The sequence below is a fragment of the Horticoccus luteus genome, from assembly GCF_019464535.1.
Taxonomy (GTDB): Bacteria; Verrucomicrobiota; Verrucomicrobiia; order Opitutales; family Opitutaceae; genus Horticoccus; species Horticoccus luteus.
In genome coordinates, this window is record NZ_CP080507.1 from 2,309,642 (window position 1) to 2,325,177 (window position 15,536).

Annotated in this window: 14 protein-coding genes; 12 read left to right on the forward strand and 2 right to left on the reverse strand. The window is 63.7% G+C overall.

Annotation, left to right across the window (positions count from 1 at the left end):
- Positions 1-36: 36 nt before the first annotated feature.
- The 3 genes from K0B96_RS09655 (at position 37) to K0B96_RS09665 (ending at position 5,096) form a co-directional block, all read left to right on the forward strand.
- Positions 37-2,844, forward strand: coding sequence for a type IA DNA topoisomerase (locus tag K0B96_RS09655; RefSeq protein ID WP_220160697.1), 2,808 nt, complete (start codon positions 37-39; stop codon positions 2,842-2,844).
- Positions 2,845-3,091: 247 nt separating this feature from the next.
- Positions 3,092-4,078, forward strand: a complete 987-nt coding sequence (locus K0B96_RS09660) for a hypothetical protein (RefSeq protein WP_220160698.1) — start codon at positions 3,092-3,094, stop codon at positions 4,076-4,078.
- Between the two features lie 67 nt (positions 4,079-4,145).
- Complete coding sequence (locus K0B96_RS09665; protein ID WP_220160699.1) at positions 4,146-5,096, forward strand: class II fructose-bisphosphate aldolase; 951 nt, start codon at positions 4,146-4,148, stop codon at positions 5,094-5,096.
- 66 nt (positions 5,097-5,162) lie between these two features.
- On the opposite strand, the gene K0B96_RS09670 is transcribed toward K0B96_RS09665, so the two are convergent.
- Both K0B96_RS09670 and pgsA read right to left on the reverse strand, forming a co-directional pair.
- The gene (locus K0B96_RS09670; RefSeq protein WP_220160700.1) at positions 5,163-5,675 is read right to left on the reverse strand and encodes a phosphatidylglycerophosphatase A family protein; all 513 of its coding nucleotides are present in this window, start codon (positions 5,673-5,675) and stop codon (positions 5,163-5,165) included.
- Positions 5,672-6,262 (reverse strand): CDP-diacylglycerol--glycerol-3-phosphate 3-phosphatidyltransferase, encoded by a 591-nt coding sequence (gene pgsA / locus K0B96_RS09675; protein ID WP_220160701.1) that lies wholly within the window; start codon positions 6,260-6,262, stop codon positions 5,672-5,674. The genes K0B96_RS09670 and pgsA overlap by 4 nt, the downstream gene beginning before the upstream one ends.
- Before the next feature lie 182 nt (positions 6,263-6,444).
- Between pgsA and coaD the strand changes: the two genes are divergently transcribed.
- The 9 genes from coaD to K0B96_RS09720 all read left to right on the forward strand — a co-directional run bounded on the left by coaD (position 6,445) and on the right by K0B96_RS09720 (position 15,222).
- Complete coding sequence (gene coaD, locus K0B96_RS09680) at positions 6,445-6,924, forward strand: pantetheine-phosphate adenylyltransferase (protein ID WP_220160702.1); 480 nt, start codon at positions 6,445-6,447, stop codon at positions 6,922-6,924.
- 221 nt (positions 6,925-7,145) lie between these two features.
- Positions 7,146-8,531, forward strand: a complete 1,386-nt coding sequence (locus K0B96_RS09685; RefSeq protein WP_220160703.1) for an efflux RND transporter periplasmic adaptor subunit — start codon at positions 7,146-7,148, stop codon at positions 8,529-8,531.
- A gap of 10 nt (positions 8,532-8,541) precedes the next feature.
- Entirely contained in the window at positions 8,542-9,309 is a 768-nt protein-coding gene (locus tag K0B96_RS09690; RefSeq protein ID WP_220160704.1) for an ABC transporter ATP-binding protein, read from the forward strand.
- A gap of 5 nt (positions 9,310-9,314) precedes the next feature.
- Entirely contained in the window at positions 9,315-10,523 is a 1,209-nt protein-coding gene (locus K0B96_RS09695; RefSeq protein WP_220160705.1) for an ABC transporter permease, read from the forward strand.
- Positions 10,504-11,385, forward strand: a complete 882-nt coding sequence (locus K0B96_RS09700) for a tetratricopeptide repeat protein (RefSeq protein ID WP_220160706.1) — start codon at positions 10,504-10,506, stop codon at positions 11,383-11,385. The genes K0B96_RS09695 and K0B96_RS09700 overlap by 20 nt, the downstream gene beginning before the upstream one ends.
- Before the next feature lie 90 nt (positions 11,386-11,475).
- Positions 11,476-12,252, forward strand: a complete 777-nt coding sequence (locus tag K0B96_RS09705; protein ID WP_220160707.1) for an ABC transporter ATP-binding protein — start codon at positions 11,476-11,478, stop codon at positions 12,250-12,252.
- A 1-nt stretch (position 12,253) separates the two neighbouring features.
- Entirely contained in the window at positions 12,254-13,045 is a 792-nt protein-coding gene (locus tag K0B96_RS09710; RefSeq protein WP_220160708.1) for an ABC transporter permease, read from the forward strand.
- A gap of 7 nt (positions 13,046-13,052) precedes the next feature.
- Positions 13,053-14,018, forward strand: a complete 966-nt coding sequence (locus tag K0B96_RS09715) for an ABC transporter substrate-binding protein (RefSeq protein ID WP_220160709.1) — start codon at positions 13,053-13,055, stop codon at positions 14,016-14,018.
- 4 nt (positions 14,019-14,022) lie between these two features.
- Complete coding sequence (locus K0B96_RS09720) at positions 14,023-15,222, forward strand: class I SAM-dependent methyltransferase (RefSeq protein ID WP_220160710.1); 1,200 nt, start codon at positions 14,023-14,025, stop codon at positions 15,220-15,222.
- Positions 15,223-15,536: the final 314 nt, after the last annotated feature.

Genomic DNA, 15,536 nt, shown 5'->3' on the forward strand with positions numbered 1-15,536 from the left:
ATCGGCGAGGGCGCTCCATAACCGCTCGCGTCCTCAATGAAGCAACTGATCATCGCCGAGAAGCCGTCGGTGGCGGCAGACATCGCGCGCGCCCTCGGCAAAGTTCCCAAGACCGGCGACCACTACGAGAACGACGAATACGTCATCTCGTCCGCGGTCGGCCACGTCGTGGAACTCCAGATGCCCGAAGACATCGACAAGAAGAAATACGGCTTCTGGCGGCTCGAGACGTTGCCCATCATTCCCGAGCAGTTTGAACTCAAACCGATCGAGGCGTCGAAGGAACGATTCAATCAGCTCAAGCGCCTCATCGCCCGCAAGGACATCAACCTCGTCATCAACGCCTGCGACGCCGGCCGCGAGGGTGAGTTGATCTTCAACAATCTCGCCCAACTCGCGAAGAACAAGCACCCCGTGAAACGCCTCTGGCTCTCGTCGATGACCAACGAGGGCATTCGCGAGGCGTTCCGCCACCTGCGCGACGGCGCCGAGATGCAGGGCCTCGCCGATGCCGCCAAGTGCCGCAGCGAGAGCGATTGGCTGATCGGCATCAACGGCACCCGCGCCATCACCAAGCGCATGTTTGGCTCGCGCGCCGGCAACGTCGCGTCCGTCGGCCGCGTCCAGACGCCCACCCTCGCCATCGTTTACGCCCGCGAGCTGGAAATCCGCAATTTTGTGCCGCGCGGCTACTGGCGCGTCACCGCGAAGTTCGGCGTCGCCAGCGGCAGCTACGAAGGCGTTTACCAACGTCCGCATTTTAAGAAGAGCAGCGACGAACACGACCGCGTCGACCGCATCTGGGAAAAAGCTCACGCCGAAGCCGTGCTCGCCGCCTGCCACGGCCAGCCGATGGCGTCCGTCTCCGAAGAGAAGAAGGCCAGCACGCAAATCGCGCCGCGCCTCTACGACCTCACCACGCTCCAACGCGAGGCGAACGGCCGCTACGGCTTTTCCGCGAAACGCACCCTGCAGATCGCGCAGGCGCTCTACGAAAAGCACAAGATGATCACCTACCCCCGCACCGACTCGCGGGCGCTGCCGGAGGATTATCTGCCCGTCGTGCGGGAGACGCTCTCCAATGTGTCCGGCTCATTGCAGACCCACGCGCAAAAGGCCCTCGATCGCGGTTGGGTGCAGCTCAACAAACGCATCTTCAACAACGCCCAGGTCTCGGATCACTTCGCGATCATACCCACCGCCTACGAGGCCAAAAAACTCGACGAAGCTGAAACGAAGCTTTTCGACATGATTGCGCGGCGCTTCGTCGCCGCCTTCTACCCGGCCGCAGAATTCGACGTCACCACGCGCTTGAGCGTGGTCGCCGATCACACGTTCAAGACCGAAGGCAAGGTGCTTACCTCCGCCGGGTGGCTCGAGGTTTACGGCAAGACCTCGATCGACGACCGCGAAGATGCCGCCGCGCCCAACGCGAAATCCTTGCCCGCCCTCTCTGCCGCCGATGGCGGGCAGGCGAAAACCGAATCCGCCACGCTCCACGAGGAATCCACCAAACCGCCGCCGCGTTACACGGAAGCGACCCTCCTCTCCGCCATGGAAACCGCCGGCAAACTCGTCGACGACGAGGAACTCGCCGAAGCGATGAAAGAGCGCGGCCTCGGCACGCCGGCGACCCGCGCCGACACGATCGACGGGCTGATCTACCAGAAATACATCGACCGCAATCAGCGCGAACTCGTGCCTTCCGCCAAAGCCGAGCAACTCATCCAGTTTCTCACCGCCGTGAAAGCCACCGACATCACCAGTCCGGCGATGACCGGTGAGTGGGAATTTCAGTTGCGCGAGATGGAGCACCAGAAATTCTCCCGCGAAAAATTCATGGCGGAAATCGTCGCGAACACCCGCGGGCTGGTGGAACGCGTCAAGGGTTTTGAAGAAGACGACTCCGTCGCCCGCGTCACCGACATCCCCTCGCCCACCGACGGCAAACCGCTCCGCGAAACGCTGCGCGGTTACAAATCCCAGGACGGCGAGTTCATGGTTTACAAGATCGTGGGCGGCCGCCGTCTCGAAGAATCCGAAATCCGCGAACTCGTCACCCACGGCAAAGTCGGCCCGCTCGACGGCTTCGTCTCCGCGAAAACCCGCAACCGTTTTTCCGCCCTGCTGAAACTCGTGAAAGACGAGGAAGCCGGCAAATGGAAGACCGAGTTCGACTTTGGCGACAAAGCCAACATCGGCGAACTCGTGCCGTTTTGGACCGACCCCGTGACCGGCGCCGAGCTTTGCGAAAACGGTTCCAGCTTCATCGTGCGCGAACGCGATCCCTCGTCGGAGAACGGTTGGAAGCAAACGTTTCGCGTCGGCCGCATCATGTGCCAGAAGACCATCACCGAAGAGATGGCCGTCGACCTGATCGCCAACGGCAAGACCGGCCTCATCCAGGGTTTCATTTCCAAGAAGGGCCGGCCATTCGACGCGTTTCTGAAACGCGAAGGCGCCCGCATCGCCTGGGAATTTCCGCCCCGCGCGCCGAAAATCGGCAAGGACGGCAAGCCCGTCGAGCGCAAGGCGCGCGCGAAGGTCAACCTCGCCGACGCCCCCGTGCTGGGCCCAAGTCCCGCGCACGAAGGCGGCGAGCTCGTTGAACTCGACGGCACCTATTACGTCCGCAAACCCGATCAGGACAACCGGCAGGTGTTCAAGTTGACGAAGAAGCTCTGCGAACAGGAAATCAGTCCGGAGCAGGTCAAACAATTGCTGGCGGACGGAAAAACCGGTCTCATCGAGGGCTTCACCTCGAAACGCGGCAACAAGTTCTCCGCCTACCTCGTGCTTTCGGCCAAGAAGGACAAAGCGGAGTTCGAGTTCCCGCCCCGGTAACAAACCTGTCGGCCGTTATTCTTCCAACTCCCGCGCGGGTCACCCTGCGCGGGAAGCGGCGACCACCCTCGGTTGCCGTGGCCAAAACCTCGCGAACATGGGCGACAGGCTCACTCATGCGTCTTGCACGGGATCAGCGCGGGCCGCGCGAATGTTCTTCGCGCAAACGACGACGAAAGCACGTGGTTTCGCGGCGCCCAGCGAAGCTTGAGTAACTGGCGGCCGCAGCTTACGTCATCACCCCACCGTGAAATCCGCTAAAAACTACGTCCTCGTCCTGCTTCTCTTGGTCAGCATCGCCGGCGGATACGTTTCGTGGCGGGAATACAACGACCTTATTTCCCTGCGCGCCTCCGTCGCGGCCGCCCAGCAACGCGAAGCCTGGCAGAAGCGCGCCGCCCCCGCCACCGCCGTCGCCGCGCCCGCCGCCGCGGTGGCGCAGAAGGACTCGCCGGCGGAAGAGCCCGACGACGCCGGTTCCGCGGAGGACCACCGTCCAGACCGCCGCGGATCGCGCCGGTCCAGTATGCGCAGTTTCTTCGACAATCCCGAGGCGCAGAAGCTGGTCGCCATGCAGCAGCGCGCCGCCCTCGACGGGCATTACGCGACGCTTTTCAAGAAGCTCGCCCTCACGCCCGCCCAACTCGCGCAGTTCAAAAACCTGCTCGTCGAAAAGCAAAGCGCCTTGATCGATGTCGCCGCCGCCGCCCGGGCCCAAGGAATCAATCCCCGCACCGATCGCGATGAGTTCCGCCAGATGGTCACCCAGGCTCAGACGGAGGTTGATAACAACATCCGCTCCGTCCTCGGCGATGATGGTTACGCCGATTATCAGCAGTATCAGAAAACGCTTCCCCAGCGCACCGCCGTCGACCAGTTCGCGCAGCGCCTGAGTTATACGTCGACTCCGCTCACCGACGCCCAAACCGACCAACTGGTGCAGATTCTCGCCGACACCGCCGCGACCAATGCCAATCCCGCGTCCGGACTCTCCGCCCGCGGAAACATGCTCGCCTCGATGGGCGTTTCGATGGGCGGCGCTCAAATCTCCAACGAAGCCCTGACCCGTGCCCAAGGCGTGCTCTCGCCCGACCAGCTGACCGCCTTGCAAAACTACCAGCAGGAGCAACTCCAGCAGCAGGAGCTCATGCGCTCCCTTCGCCAGCAACGCGAAGGCGCCGGCACCGCGCCGCCTCGGCCTTCCCCCAATGCCACGGCACCGGGCGGCGGCTGACGTAAGTCAGGTTAAAAGCTTGTTCCAGCCGCGGGCGGGGCGAAGGATGTAGCCGCTTAATCTCACCATGATCGTCACGACCGCCCAACTCTTCAAGCATGCCTACGGCAAGTATGCCGTCGGCGCCTATAACATCAACAACGCCGAGCAGGCGATGGGGCTCTTCAAGGGAGCGATCCAATCGCAGGCGCCGTTCATCATCCAAATCTCGAAAGGCGCGCGCAAATACACCGATAAACGGATGCTCGAAGCCGTCATCCGCGCCGCCGCCGAGATCTTCCCGGACGCGATCTTCGCCGTCCATCTCGATCACGGTGACGAGGAAACCTGCTACGATTGCATCAATTCCGGCTTTTATTCGTCGGTGATGATCGATGCCTCGCACGACCCGTTCGACGAAAACGTCGCGATCACCAAACGCGTCACCGACGCCGCCCACGCCAAAGGCATCTCCGTCGAAGCGGAGCTCGGCATGCTCGGCGGCGTCGAAGAAGATATCAAAGTCGAAGAGGGCAACGCCTGCCTCACCGATCCGGCCGAAGCCGAAAAATTCGTCAAGCTGACCGGCTGCGATTCCCTCGCCTGCGCGATCGGCACCTCTCACGGCGCGTTCAAGTTCAAGGGCAAGCAGTCCCTCCACTTCGACGTCCTGCAAAAAATCAAGAGCCGCCTCCCCGGCTTCCCGCTCGTCATGCACGGCTCTTCATCGGTGCCGAAGGACGAAGTCGATCGCATCAACGCCGCCGGCGGCCAGATCGCCGGCTCCATGGGCGTCGATCCCAACGAATATCTGCCCGCCGCCAAGCTCGGCGTCACCAAGGTCAATATCGACACCGATGGCCGCCTCGTTTGGACGCGCGTCCACCGCGAATTTTTCCGCGACAAGCCGGGTGATTTCGACTTCCGCCCGCCGGGCAAAATCTTCATCGAGGAATACGCGAAATTCATCGCTGGTCGCAACGTCCTCCTCGGCAGCGCCAATCAACTCGCCGACCTCCGCCAATCGCTCGCCAAGTAAGCGCGCCCGATTACTCTGCCCTGCTCAACCGGCGGTGACTCCCGCCGGTTTTTTTGCGCCCATCGTCTAAATCAACGGCCAAAGCGCGGCGGCGAGATGCAGCACTACGCAGGTGGCCAGCGCGGCGGCGACATCGTCGATCACCACGCCCCATCCACCGACCAAGTGCTGCAGGCGCGCGATCCCGAATGGCTTCGTGATATCAAACACGCGAAACAAACCAAACCCAAGCACGGCCACGACCCAAGGCGGGAAAATGTGGATCAGTTGAAACCACCCGAGAAAACACAGCGGCATCGCGACGAATTCATCCAGAATCACTTCGCCGGGATCTTTTCGCCCCATGCGCAATTCCGCTTCACCGCAAAGCGCGACCGCAAAATAGATCCCTATCACGCTCAAAACCACTGTGCCGAACAGGCCCAGCGAATAGAAGAAGACGACGAAATATAGCAGTCCCGCGACCGAGCCCCACGTCCCCGGCGCCGGCAGCCGCTGGCCCAGCGCGCCCAACGTCGCACAATTGATCACCGTCCGCGTAGGCAGGAACCGCGGCCAAAGCGGTTGCTGGAGCTTCATTCGTTGGCCCCGTCGAAAAACACGCCGCGATAACGGCTGATGTAACGCCCGCCTGACCACACCGCGAGAAACGTGCCGACGATGAATCCAAACAAGCCGATCTTTTGCACCCATTCCGTGAACACGCTTAAATCCTGCGGCCAAAAGTAAGCCCAATCCTGGGCGACCATCGGCGCGCCCAATAAAAACCCAAGCGCGATGAGCTGCGTCGCCGTCTTGCTCTTCCCGCCCTTGTCCGCCGCCACGATGACGCCTTTCGACGCCGCCACCATCCGCATCCCCGTGATGATAAACTCACGACAGAGCGTGATCAACGCGAGCGGCACCGGTATCTCGTGCTTGTCGACGAATGCGATGACCAGGCCGATGACCATGATCTTGTCGGTCAACGCGTCCATCAACTTGCCGAAGTTCGACACCAAACCCAGCCGCCGCGCCAGATAACCATCCAGCCCGTCGCCAATCGCGCAGGCGATGAACAGCCAGAACGCCAGCGACGCCGCCCCCAGCCACTCGCAATACATCAAACCCACGATGACGAACATCAGCGGTATGCGTGATAGCGTGATTAGGTTCGGAAGATTCATCCGCAAAAGCGCCGTCACGAGACACAGCCCCGCCTCGAAATGCAATCTGGAACCCGCCCACCCCGTGCCTTCCACGCGGTCCCCGCCACCCGCCGTGTCGTTTCTCGCCCCCACGGGATTTCTGTTGTCATGTCTCCGCGCCACCGCGTCCATACCGGCGCCCCTCGTCCGCCTTTTCTTCCATGCGCCACTGCATCTATCCCGGCACGTTCGATCCGATCACCTATGGCCATCTCGATGTGCTCGAGCGGGCCACCCGGCTCTTTGACCGCGTGACGGTGGCCATCGCCGATAATCCAGGGAAAAGCCCTCTGTTCACCGCCGCTCAACGCGCCGCCATGATCGCCCCGGTGGTGGAACGCTTCCCCAATGTCAGCATCGCGACCTTTGGCGGCTTGCTCGTGGAATTCGCCATCGCTCAAAAGGCCCAGGCCATCATCCGGGGATTGCGCGCCCTCTCCGATTTCGAATTCGAGTTCAACATGGCGTTGATGAATCGACACCTCGAAGAACGCCTCGAAACGATTTTCGTCATGCCCAACGAGCAGTTCAGCTACACCAGCTCGTCGCTCGTCAAACAGGTCGCCCGCTACGGTGGCGATGTGTCGAAATTCGTGCCACCTCACGTCGCTGCCGCCCTGCGCCAAGCGTTCGGCCCCTGACGTTTGCGGCGCTCGCGTGTAGGGTCGGCGGCCCGGCTCGTCGCCTCTGCCGACGCCACCGCCTGCGTCGCCGTCCACCGCGCTTGGCCGCGTTTTCCGCAAAACTTGCCGTCACTTTTGGCGGCGACTGACGTCAACGACCAGACCGGCGCCTCTGCAACACAGCAGGCCGCATCGTTTTGGTTCGCCAGTCTTGAATCCTCACACTCTCTCTTCTTCTCATGGCCAAATCGCATAGCTCAGGCGGGATCGTTCTCGCCGTCGTGATCGTCGCGCTGCTTGCCGCCGGCGGTTGGTATTGGTTCAGCCACCGCGACTCCGCCCCGCCGGAATACGCCACGGCCAAAATCGGCCGGGGCACCGTCACCCAGACGATTACCGCCACCGGCGGATTGCAACCGGTCACCAGCGTCGACGTCAGCAGCCAGATTTCCGGCCTCATCAACTCCGTGCAGGTCGATTTCAATTCGCCCGTCAAACAAGGCCAGGTGCTCGCCACCATCGATCCCGCCACCTACCAATCCCGGTTGCGTCAGGCCGAAGCCGACCTCGCCAACACCACGGCCAATCGCACGCTCGTCCGCCTCAACACCGAACGCACCCGCGAACTGCGCACCAAGAACCTCGTCACCCAACAGGACCTTGACCAAGCCGAGGCCTTGCTCGCCCAAGCCGACGCTCAAGCGCAGATCAAGCAAGCGCTCGTCGATTCCGCCCGCGTCGATCTCGATCGCTGCACCATCAAATCGCCCATCGATGGCATCGTGATCGATCGCCTGGCCGAAGTCGGCAAGACCGTCGCCGCGAGCCTCAACGCCCCCACCCTCTTCACCATCGCGAACGATCTTTCGAAAATGCAGATCAACGCCAACGTCGCCGAGGCTGACATCGGCAGCGTGGCCGACGGGCAGGACTCCACGTTCACCGTCGATGCCTATCCGGGGCGCCAGTTTCACGGCCGCGTTTCGCAGATTCGCAACGCGCCGATCACCGAGCAAAACGTCGTCACCTACATCACGCTCATCGACGTCAGTAATGCCGATCTGAAACTCAAGCCCGGCATGACCGCCAACGTTTCCATCATCATCGCCAGCCGGCCCGATGCGCTGCGCCTCCCCAACGCGGCCCTGCGCGTCCGGATTCCCGACGACATGCTCGCGCCTGCACCCGCACCCGAGCCAGGCACGGCGCCCGCGCCCAAACCTCTCACCGACGACGAGCGCAAAGCGCAAATGGCGCAATTGATGCGCGATGCGGGCTTCACGCCCGGCAGCGGCCCGCCCTCCACCGAAGTGCGCGAGAAAATGCGCCAGCTCGCCAAAGAACGCGGGATCGACCTCAGCGCGCTCCGCGGCCATCGCGGCGGCCACGACGCCACTCCCACCGGCCCCGTCACGCGCACGGTTTACCGCTTGGTGCGCCGCGGTAACGAGCCGCCGCAACCGCAGGCGCTCACCGTCAAACTCGGCATCAACGACGGCTCCTACACCGAAATCATCGACGGGCTGAAGGAAGGCGACGAGATCCTCACCAGCGCTTTCTTTCCCGAGGCGCAAGCCAGCGCACCTTCGTCGAGTCCCTTCGGCGGCGGTCGTCGCCGGTTTTAAATCTCCCGCCATGCCCGCGGTCGTTCAACTCGAAGAGATTCACAAGACCTACGACTCCGGCGAGGTGCAGGTCCGCGCCGTGCAAGGCGTCTCGCTGGCGATCGCCGCCGGCGAGTTCGTCGCCATGATGGGCGCCAGCGGTTCGGGCAAGTCCACGCTCATGAACTTGCTCGGCTGCCTCGATCGGCCCACCAGTGGCCGCTACCTGCTCGACGGCGTCGATGTATCCGACCTCGGCCGCAACGAACGCGCCGATATCCGCAACCAGAAACTGGGCTTCGTCTTCCAAGGGTTCAACCTCCTCAGTCGCACGACCGCGCTCGAAAACGTCGAACTGCCGCTTCTCTACGGGCCGCGCCGCGTCACCGGCCGCGCCCTGCGCGATCGCGCCCTGAAATGCCTCGACATCGTCGGCCTCGCCAATCGCGCCGGTCATTTTCCCAATCAACTCTCCGGCGGACAACAACAGCGCGTGGCGATCGCGCGCGCCCTCGTCAACCAGCCGCAGATCCTCCTCGCCGATGAACCGACCGGCAATCTCGACAGCAAAACCTCCGTCGAGGTCATGGGCGTTTTCCAAAAGCTCAACGACGAGGGCATCACGATCGTGATGGTCACGCACGAACTCGACATCGCCCAATATTGCCGTCGCAACCTCGTGATGCGCGACGGCCGGATTGTCAGCGATGCGCCCGTCGCCGCCCGGCTTCTGGCCGAAGATGAGATGCGCAAACTCCGCGAGGCCGAAACCGCCGCGAAACTCACCAGCCACGACTGACCGCCATGCGCATCGGCTCCACGTTCACCGTCTCGTTTCGCGCTCTGCGGCGCAACATCCTGCGCTCCTGCCTCACGGCCCTCGGCATCATCATCGGCGTGGGCGCCTTTATCGCCACGGTCAGCATCGGCACCGGCGCCAAGGCCCAAATCGAAGCGCAGGTGGCCAGCCTCGGCCAGAATATCATTTCCGTTTTTCCCGGCAGCATGACCTCCGGCGGCATGCGCGGCGGCTGGGGCTCCGCGAGCACGCTGACGCCCGAAGATGCCCAGGCGATCGCCCGCGAAATCAACGGCGTCGTCGCGGTCAGTCCCGAGATGCGCGACCGCTCCCAAGTCCTCGCCAACGGCCTCAACTGGAACACACAGATCATGGGCGAGGGCCCCGACTACACGTCAATCCGCTCGTGGCCCGTCGTCGATGGCGCCATGTTTTCGGAGCAGGATGTTCGCAGTTTCGCCAAAGTTGCCGTCATCGGCAAAACCGTCGCGGACCAACTTTTCCCGGGCACCAGCCCGGTCGGCCAGACCATTCGCATCCGCAATATTCCCTTCAAGATCGTCGGTCTTCTCGCGTCCAAGGGCTTCAACTTCTTCGGGCAGGATCAAGACGACATCGTGATCATTCCCTACTCGAGCCACATGCGCCGCGTCTCCCGCCGCACCAATATCAACTCGATCCTGATTCAGGCGGTCAGCACGCAACAAATGCCGCGCATCCAGCAGGAAATCACCGATCTCCTCCAGCAACGCCGCGACGGGCGCGAACCCGATTTCACCGTGCGCAACCAGGTCGAACTCGCCCAAATGGCCACCGCGACGTCGAACACCATGACCGCGCTGCTCGCCATCGTCACTGGCATTTCCCTGCTCGTCGGTGGCATCGGCATCATGAACATCATGCTCGTCAGCGTCACCGAGCGCACACGCGAGATCGGCATCCGCCTCGCCGTCGGCGCGCACGGCCGCGAGATTATGCTGCAGTTTCTCACCGAGGCCATCGTGCTCAGCGGTTTGGGTGGTGCCATCGGCGTGGTCCTCGGCATTGGCGCCTCGAAAATGCTGCCTCACTTCACCAACTGGGCCGTCCTCGTGTCGCCGCTTTCCATCGTGATCGCGCTCGGCGTGAGCGGCACGATCGGCGTGTTTTTCGGGTTTTACCCCGCCCGCAAGGCGGCTCAACTCGATCCGATCGATGCGCTCCGCTACGAGTAAAGCACGCTTCCCCATTCTGCTCCTCACCCTGCTGGTGAGTATTTCCGCCGCCGCGGGCGAAAAACTCACCGCCCTTCAGCTCTTCCAAGCCAAGCGCTACGCCGAGGCGCAAATCGCCTACGAGCAACTCGCCGCCGCCGACCCCGGCAACGCCGAGACGCACTTTCATCTCGGCCTGCTCGCCCTGCGCCGCAACGCCACCGATACCGCCATCGCCGAGCTCGAACGCGCCGTCGCGTTGGACGGAAAAAACTCCGACTACTTTGCTCAACTCGGCAGCGCTTACGGCGCCGCCGCGCAAGCCGCGGGTCTTTTTAGCAAGGCCGGCCTCGCCCGGAAATGCCGCGTCGCACTCGAGAAAGCCGTCGAGCTTGACCCCGACAACCTCGACGCCCGCGAAGGCCTCGTCGCGTTTTATCGGCAAGCCCCGGCCTTCGTCGGAGGCGGGATCGAAAAGGCCTACGCCGAGGCCGAAGAAATCAAAAACCGCGATGTCCTCGCGGGCTCCCTGCTCCTCGCGCAACTCGCCACCGGCGAGAAAAAATACGACGCGGCCTTCGCCACGCTGGATCGCGTGCTCGCCGACCACCCCGATGCCTACCTCGCGCTCTACGCTTACGGGCGCATCGCCGCCGAAAGCGGATTGCGCCTCGATGTCGGCGAACGCCACCTGCGCCGCTGCCTCGAACTTCCTCCACCCGCCCGCGCGCCGGCCCACGCCGCCGTCCAATGGCGCCTCGGTCTCATCGCCGAGAAACGCCCCGACCTCCCCGCCGCCCGCGCCGCTTACGCCGCCGCTCTGGAACTCGATCCGGCGTTTTCGCCCGCCCGCGACGCGCTCGCGCGTTTGCCGAAACCCTGACGCGCCACCCGCCGGCCTGCCCGCCGCCGCGACCTACGTTCCCGGATGCGGCTTGCTTCACCGGCGGCTGTCACTCTGTTTTCCCGGCGCATGGTCCCCTCGCCGCCCATCGTCGAATGTCGCGACGTCGAAAAACGTTTCGGCTCCGGTCCGCTCGTGCTCGACCGCGTCACGTTCACCGCGCAAAGCGGCGACTTCATCGGACTCATCGGCCCCAGCGGTTGCGGCAAGTCCACGCTCCTGCGCCTGCTCGCCGGGCTCAGCCCCGTTTCCGCCGGCCACCTCCGGATCGGCGCGCGTCCACCCACCGAGGCGAGCGCCGAACTGGCGTTCGTCTTTCAGGAGCCGACTCTTCTCCCGTGGCGCACGGCGGCGCAAAACGTCGAGCTCCCGCAGCAATTGCGCGGCGTCGCGCCATCGGCGCGGGCCGCCGCGCGCCAGCACGCCCTCGCTCTCGTCAACCTCGGCGACCGCGGCGCCGCGTATCCCCGCCAGCTTTCCGGCGGTCAGAAAATGCGTGTTTCCCTTGCCCGCGCGTTCACGTTGTCGCCCCAAATCCTCCTGCTCGACGAGCCGTTCGGCGCGCTCGACGAAATGACCCGCGAGCACCTCAACGAGGAGTTGCTCACCATCCGCGAATCGCAGGCTTGGACCGCATTCTTCGTGACCCACTCGGTGGCCGAAGCGGTTTTTCTCTCGAACCGCATTTTCGTCTTCGCGGCGAATCCCGGCCGATTGCACCGCGAAATCCGCATCGACCTGCCCTATCCGCGCACCGCCGCGACCCGCCGTTCCCGCGCCTATCAGGATCTCGTCGCCGAAATTTCCCATCTGTTGCGCAACGTCGAAACCGGCGCGCCTGCCTGACATGAAATTTTCGCTTCAACGCATTCTGCTGCCCGCGCTGACCGGCGTGCTCATGATCCTCGTGTGGTATGCGATCCGCCTCGGACTCGCCGACGATCTGCGTTTCCTCCTGCCGTCGCCCGGTCAGGTCTTGATGGCGCTCCGCGAAAACGCCGCCCCGCTCGCCCGCGCCACCCTCAACACCGGCGAGGGCGCGCTCCTTGGTTTTCTGGCCTCGATCGTGATCGGCGCCGTCCTCGCCCTGCTCCTCGCGTGGTCGCCGCTCGTGCGCGTCAGCCTTTATCCGTATTTGATGATGCTGCAGATGATGCCGGTCATCGTCGTCGCGCCGATTCTCGTGCTCTGGGTGGGGCCCGGCTTGAAGAGCGTCGTCATTGTCACGTTCCTCATCTGCTTTTTTCCGATCGTGGTCAACGCCACCCAGGGGCTCGTCTCCGCCGATCGCACTCTCGCCGAACTCTTCCGCATGTATGGCGCCACGCGTCTGCAGGAGACGCGGCTCCTGCGCATTCCCGCGGCGCTGCCGTATTTTTTCACCGGCCTGCGCATCGCCGCGGTGCTCGCCCCCATCGGCGCGCTCGTCGGCGATTACACCGCCGGCTCTTCCGCGGGCGACGGTGGCGGACTGGGCTTTCAAGCCATCATCTACAGCAGCCAAGCCCGCTACCCCGCGCTCTTCGCCACGGCTGCGATCACGTGCGTGCTTGGCTTTGTGTTTGTCGCGGTCGTGCTCATTCTGAGCTGGCTCGCCCTTCACCGCTGGCACGATTCCTATCAACGTCGCGATCTCTGATCCTCCCATGAAACGTCTTGCCCTCATCGCCTTGTTCCTCGCCGCCGCGGCTGTCCTCGCCGCCGCGGATTCGCCGCTCTTCAAGCTCACCGTGCAACTCGATTGGGTCGCGGAGCCCGAGCATGGCGGCTTTTACCAGGCGCAGGCGCGCGGCTTTTTTCGCGACGAAGGACTCGACGTCACGATCATCCCTGGCGGCCCCAATGCGTTTGTCATGCCCAAGATCGCCACCGGGCAGGCCGACATCGGCCAGGCCGACAGCACCAACACCCTCCTGCAAGTCGCCGAAGGCCTGCCCATCCTCCAAATTGGTGCGGTGTTTCAGGACGATCCTTCCGGCCTGCTCGTCAACGCCGACAGCAGCGTCCACCGCTTCGAAGATCTCGACGGCAAGACGATCATCGCGCGTCCCGAGTGGGCGTTTCTCAAATTCCTTCGGCAGAAATATCATGTCTCCTTCAACATCGTGCCGCAGAATTTTTCCGTCGCCGCCTTTCTCGGCGACAAGGAGGCGATTCAACAAGGCTACTTCATCGCCGAGCCCTACCACATTGTGAAAGCCGGCGGCAAAATGCCGCGCTTTCTCTCGACGTGGGACGCCGGATTCCGCTCCTACGCCGTCCTCGTCACCAACCGTCGGTTCGCACGCGAGCACCCGCAGGAATTACGCGCGTTCCTCCGCGCCTACATCCACGGCTGGAGCGATTACCTCACCGGCGACCCCACGCCCGCCAACAACGCCATGAAAGCCGCGAATCCCAACAACACCGACGACTTCCTCGCGTTCTCCCGCCAAAAGATCATCGACGAAAAACTGGTCACCGGCCGCGATGCCGACGGCGGCCCGCAACGCATCGGCCGCCTCGATCCCGCGCGCTATGAAACGCAGATCAAGCAGCTCGAGGCTCTGGATATTTTGAAGCCCGGCAAAGTCACCGCCGCGCAAGCGATGACGACCAAGTTTCTTCCCTGACCGCATGTCGCTTCCCGCTACGGCGTCCGCCCGCGATCGCTTCCTCGCCGCCCTGCGCGCCGCCGTGGCCGACGGCACGCTCACGAAGCTCACCCTCGGCAAACACCGCGGCGCGGACGCCACGCTCAAAAACATTTTCGTGCGTCCCGTCGCGCTCAAGGCTGGTCCGAATCTCGCGTTCGTTTACCGCCACGCCACGCGCGACATCACCAAAAATCTCCCGCCCTCCGCCGCGCTCGCCACGCTCGAACGGCTCATCGGCGGCGATTTTCTCGACGCGCATCTCTTCACCACCGCGCAAACCGCCCAACTGGAAACGCAACCCGACGGCTCATCGCGTCTGCATCTCAAACTCGCGGCCGGCCCAGCGGCGCCGCTCGTCGCTGCGCACGATCGCGCCAAAACGCGCCTGATTTCCCCCGACGCGCCCTGGCTCCGCGCCCTCGGTGTGACCAACGACCGCGGCCAGCCCCGCGAAGGCATGGCGGCCAAATTTCGCCAGATCGAAAAATTCGCCGAATTGCTCTCGCACCTTCTCGCGGAGGCGCCGTTGCCCACCGACCGCGCCCTCAACATTTGCGACATGGGTTCCGGCAAAGGCTATCTCACGTTCGCGATCAGCGCCCTCCTCGGCCCGCGAGCGCATGTCACCGGCATCGAATCCCGCCCGGAATTGGCGGCGTTTTGCAACGACGTCGCGCGACAGCACGGCTTCGACCGTCAACTCGCGTTCCACGCCGGCACCATCGCCGACGCGACGCCCGCTTCCGTTGATGTGCTGATTGCCCTGCACGCCTGCGATACCGCCACCGACGACGCCCTCGCCCGCGGCCTCGCCGCCGGCGCCACGCTGCTCGTCGTCGCTCCGTGCTGTCAGAAGGAACTCCGCCCGCAACTCACCCCGCCGCCGATCCTCGCCGACGCGTTGCGCCACGGCATCTTTCAGGAACGCCAGGCGGAATTCGCCACCGATGCATTGCGCGCGCTCCTGCTTGAGTGGGCCGGTTACCGCACGAAGGTCTTCGAGTTCATCTCGACCGAGCACACCGCGAAAAATCTAATGATCGCCGCGATCAAGTCGTCCGCCCCCGCGCCGAATCCCGCCCTCGCCGACCGCGTGCGCGCCTTCGCGGCCTTCTACGGAATCAAACACCAACACCTCGCCGCCGCGCTCGGTTTCCCCCTCCAGCCCAACGCGTCATGAGCGTCCGGCTGGCGATAGCGACGGCAAGTCTGCTGCCTGACCACTCTTTGCGTAGCATTAGATCTTTTTAAGCGCTTTCTGCCCACCTGGGCTCACCGAACGCGCATGCGGCCATGGTGCGAAACTCATGACGCGCCGCCAACGCCGCCCCACGTTCGGCATACGTTCGCACCTCTCCCGTGCCGGCGTTTTTGCTCAAGCGTTTCCGTCTTCCCCTCCTTCGCTGTCGCGAAGCATTTGCATCGACGAGCCCCGCCCCGTGCTCGCGCTACCGGGCCGCGCTCGGCGCTCAACCCGATCGATCCCACGCGGCG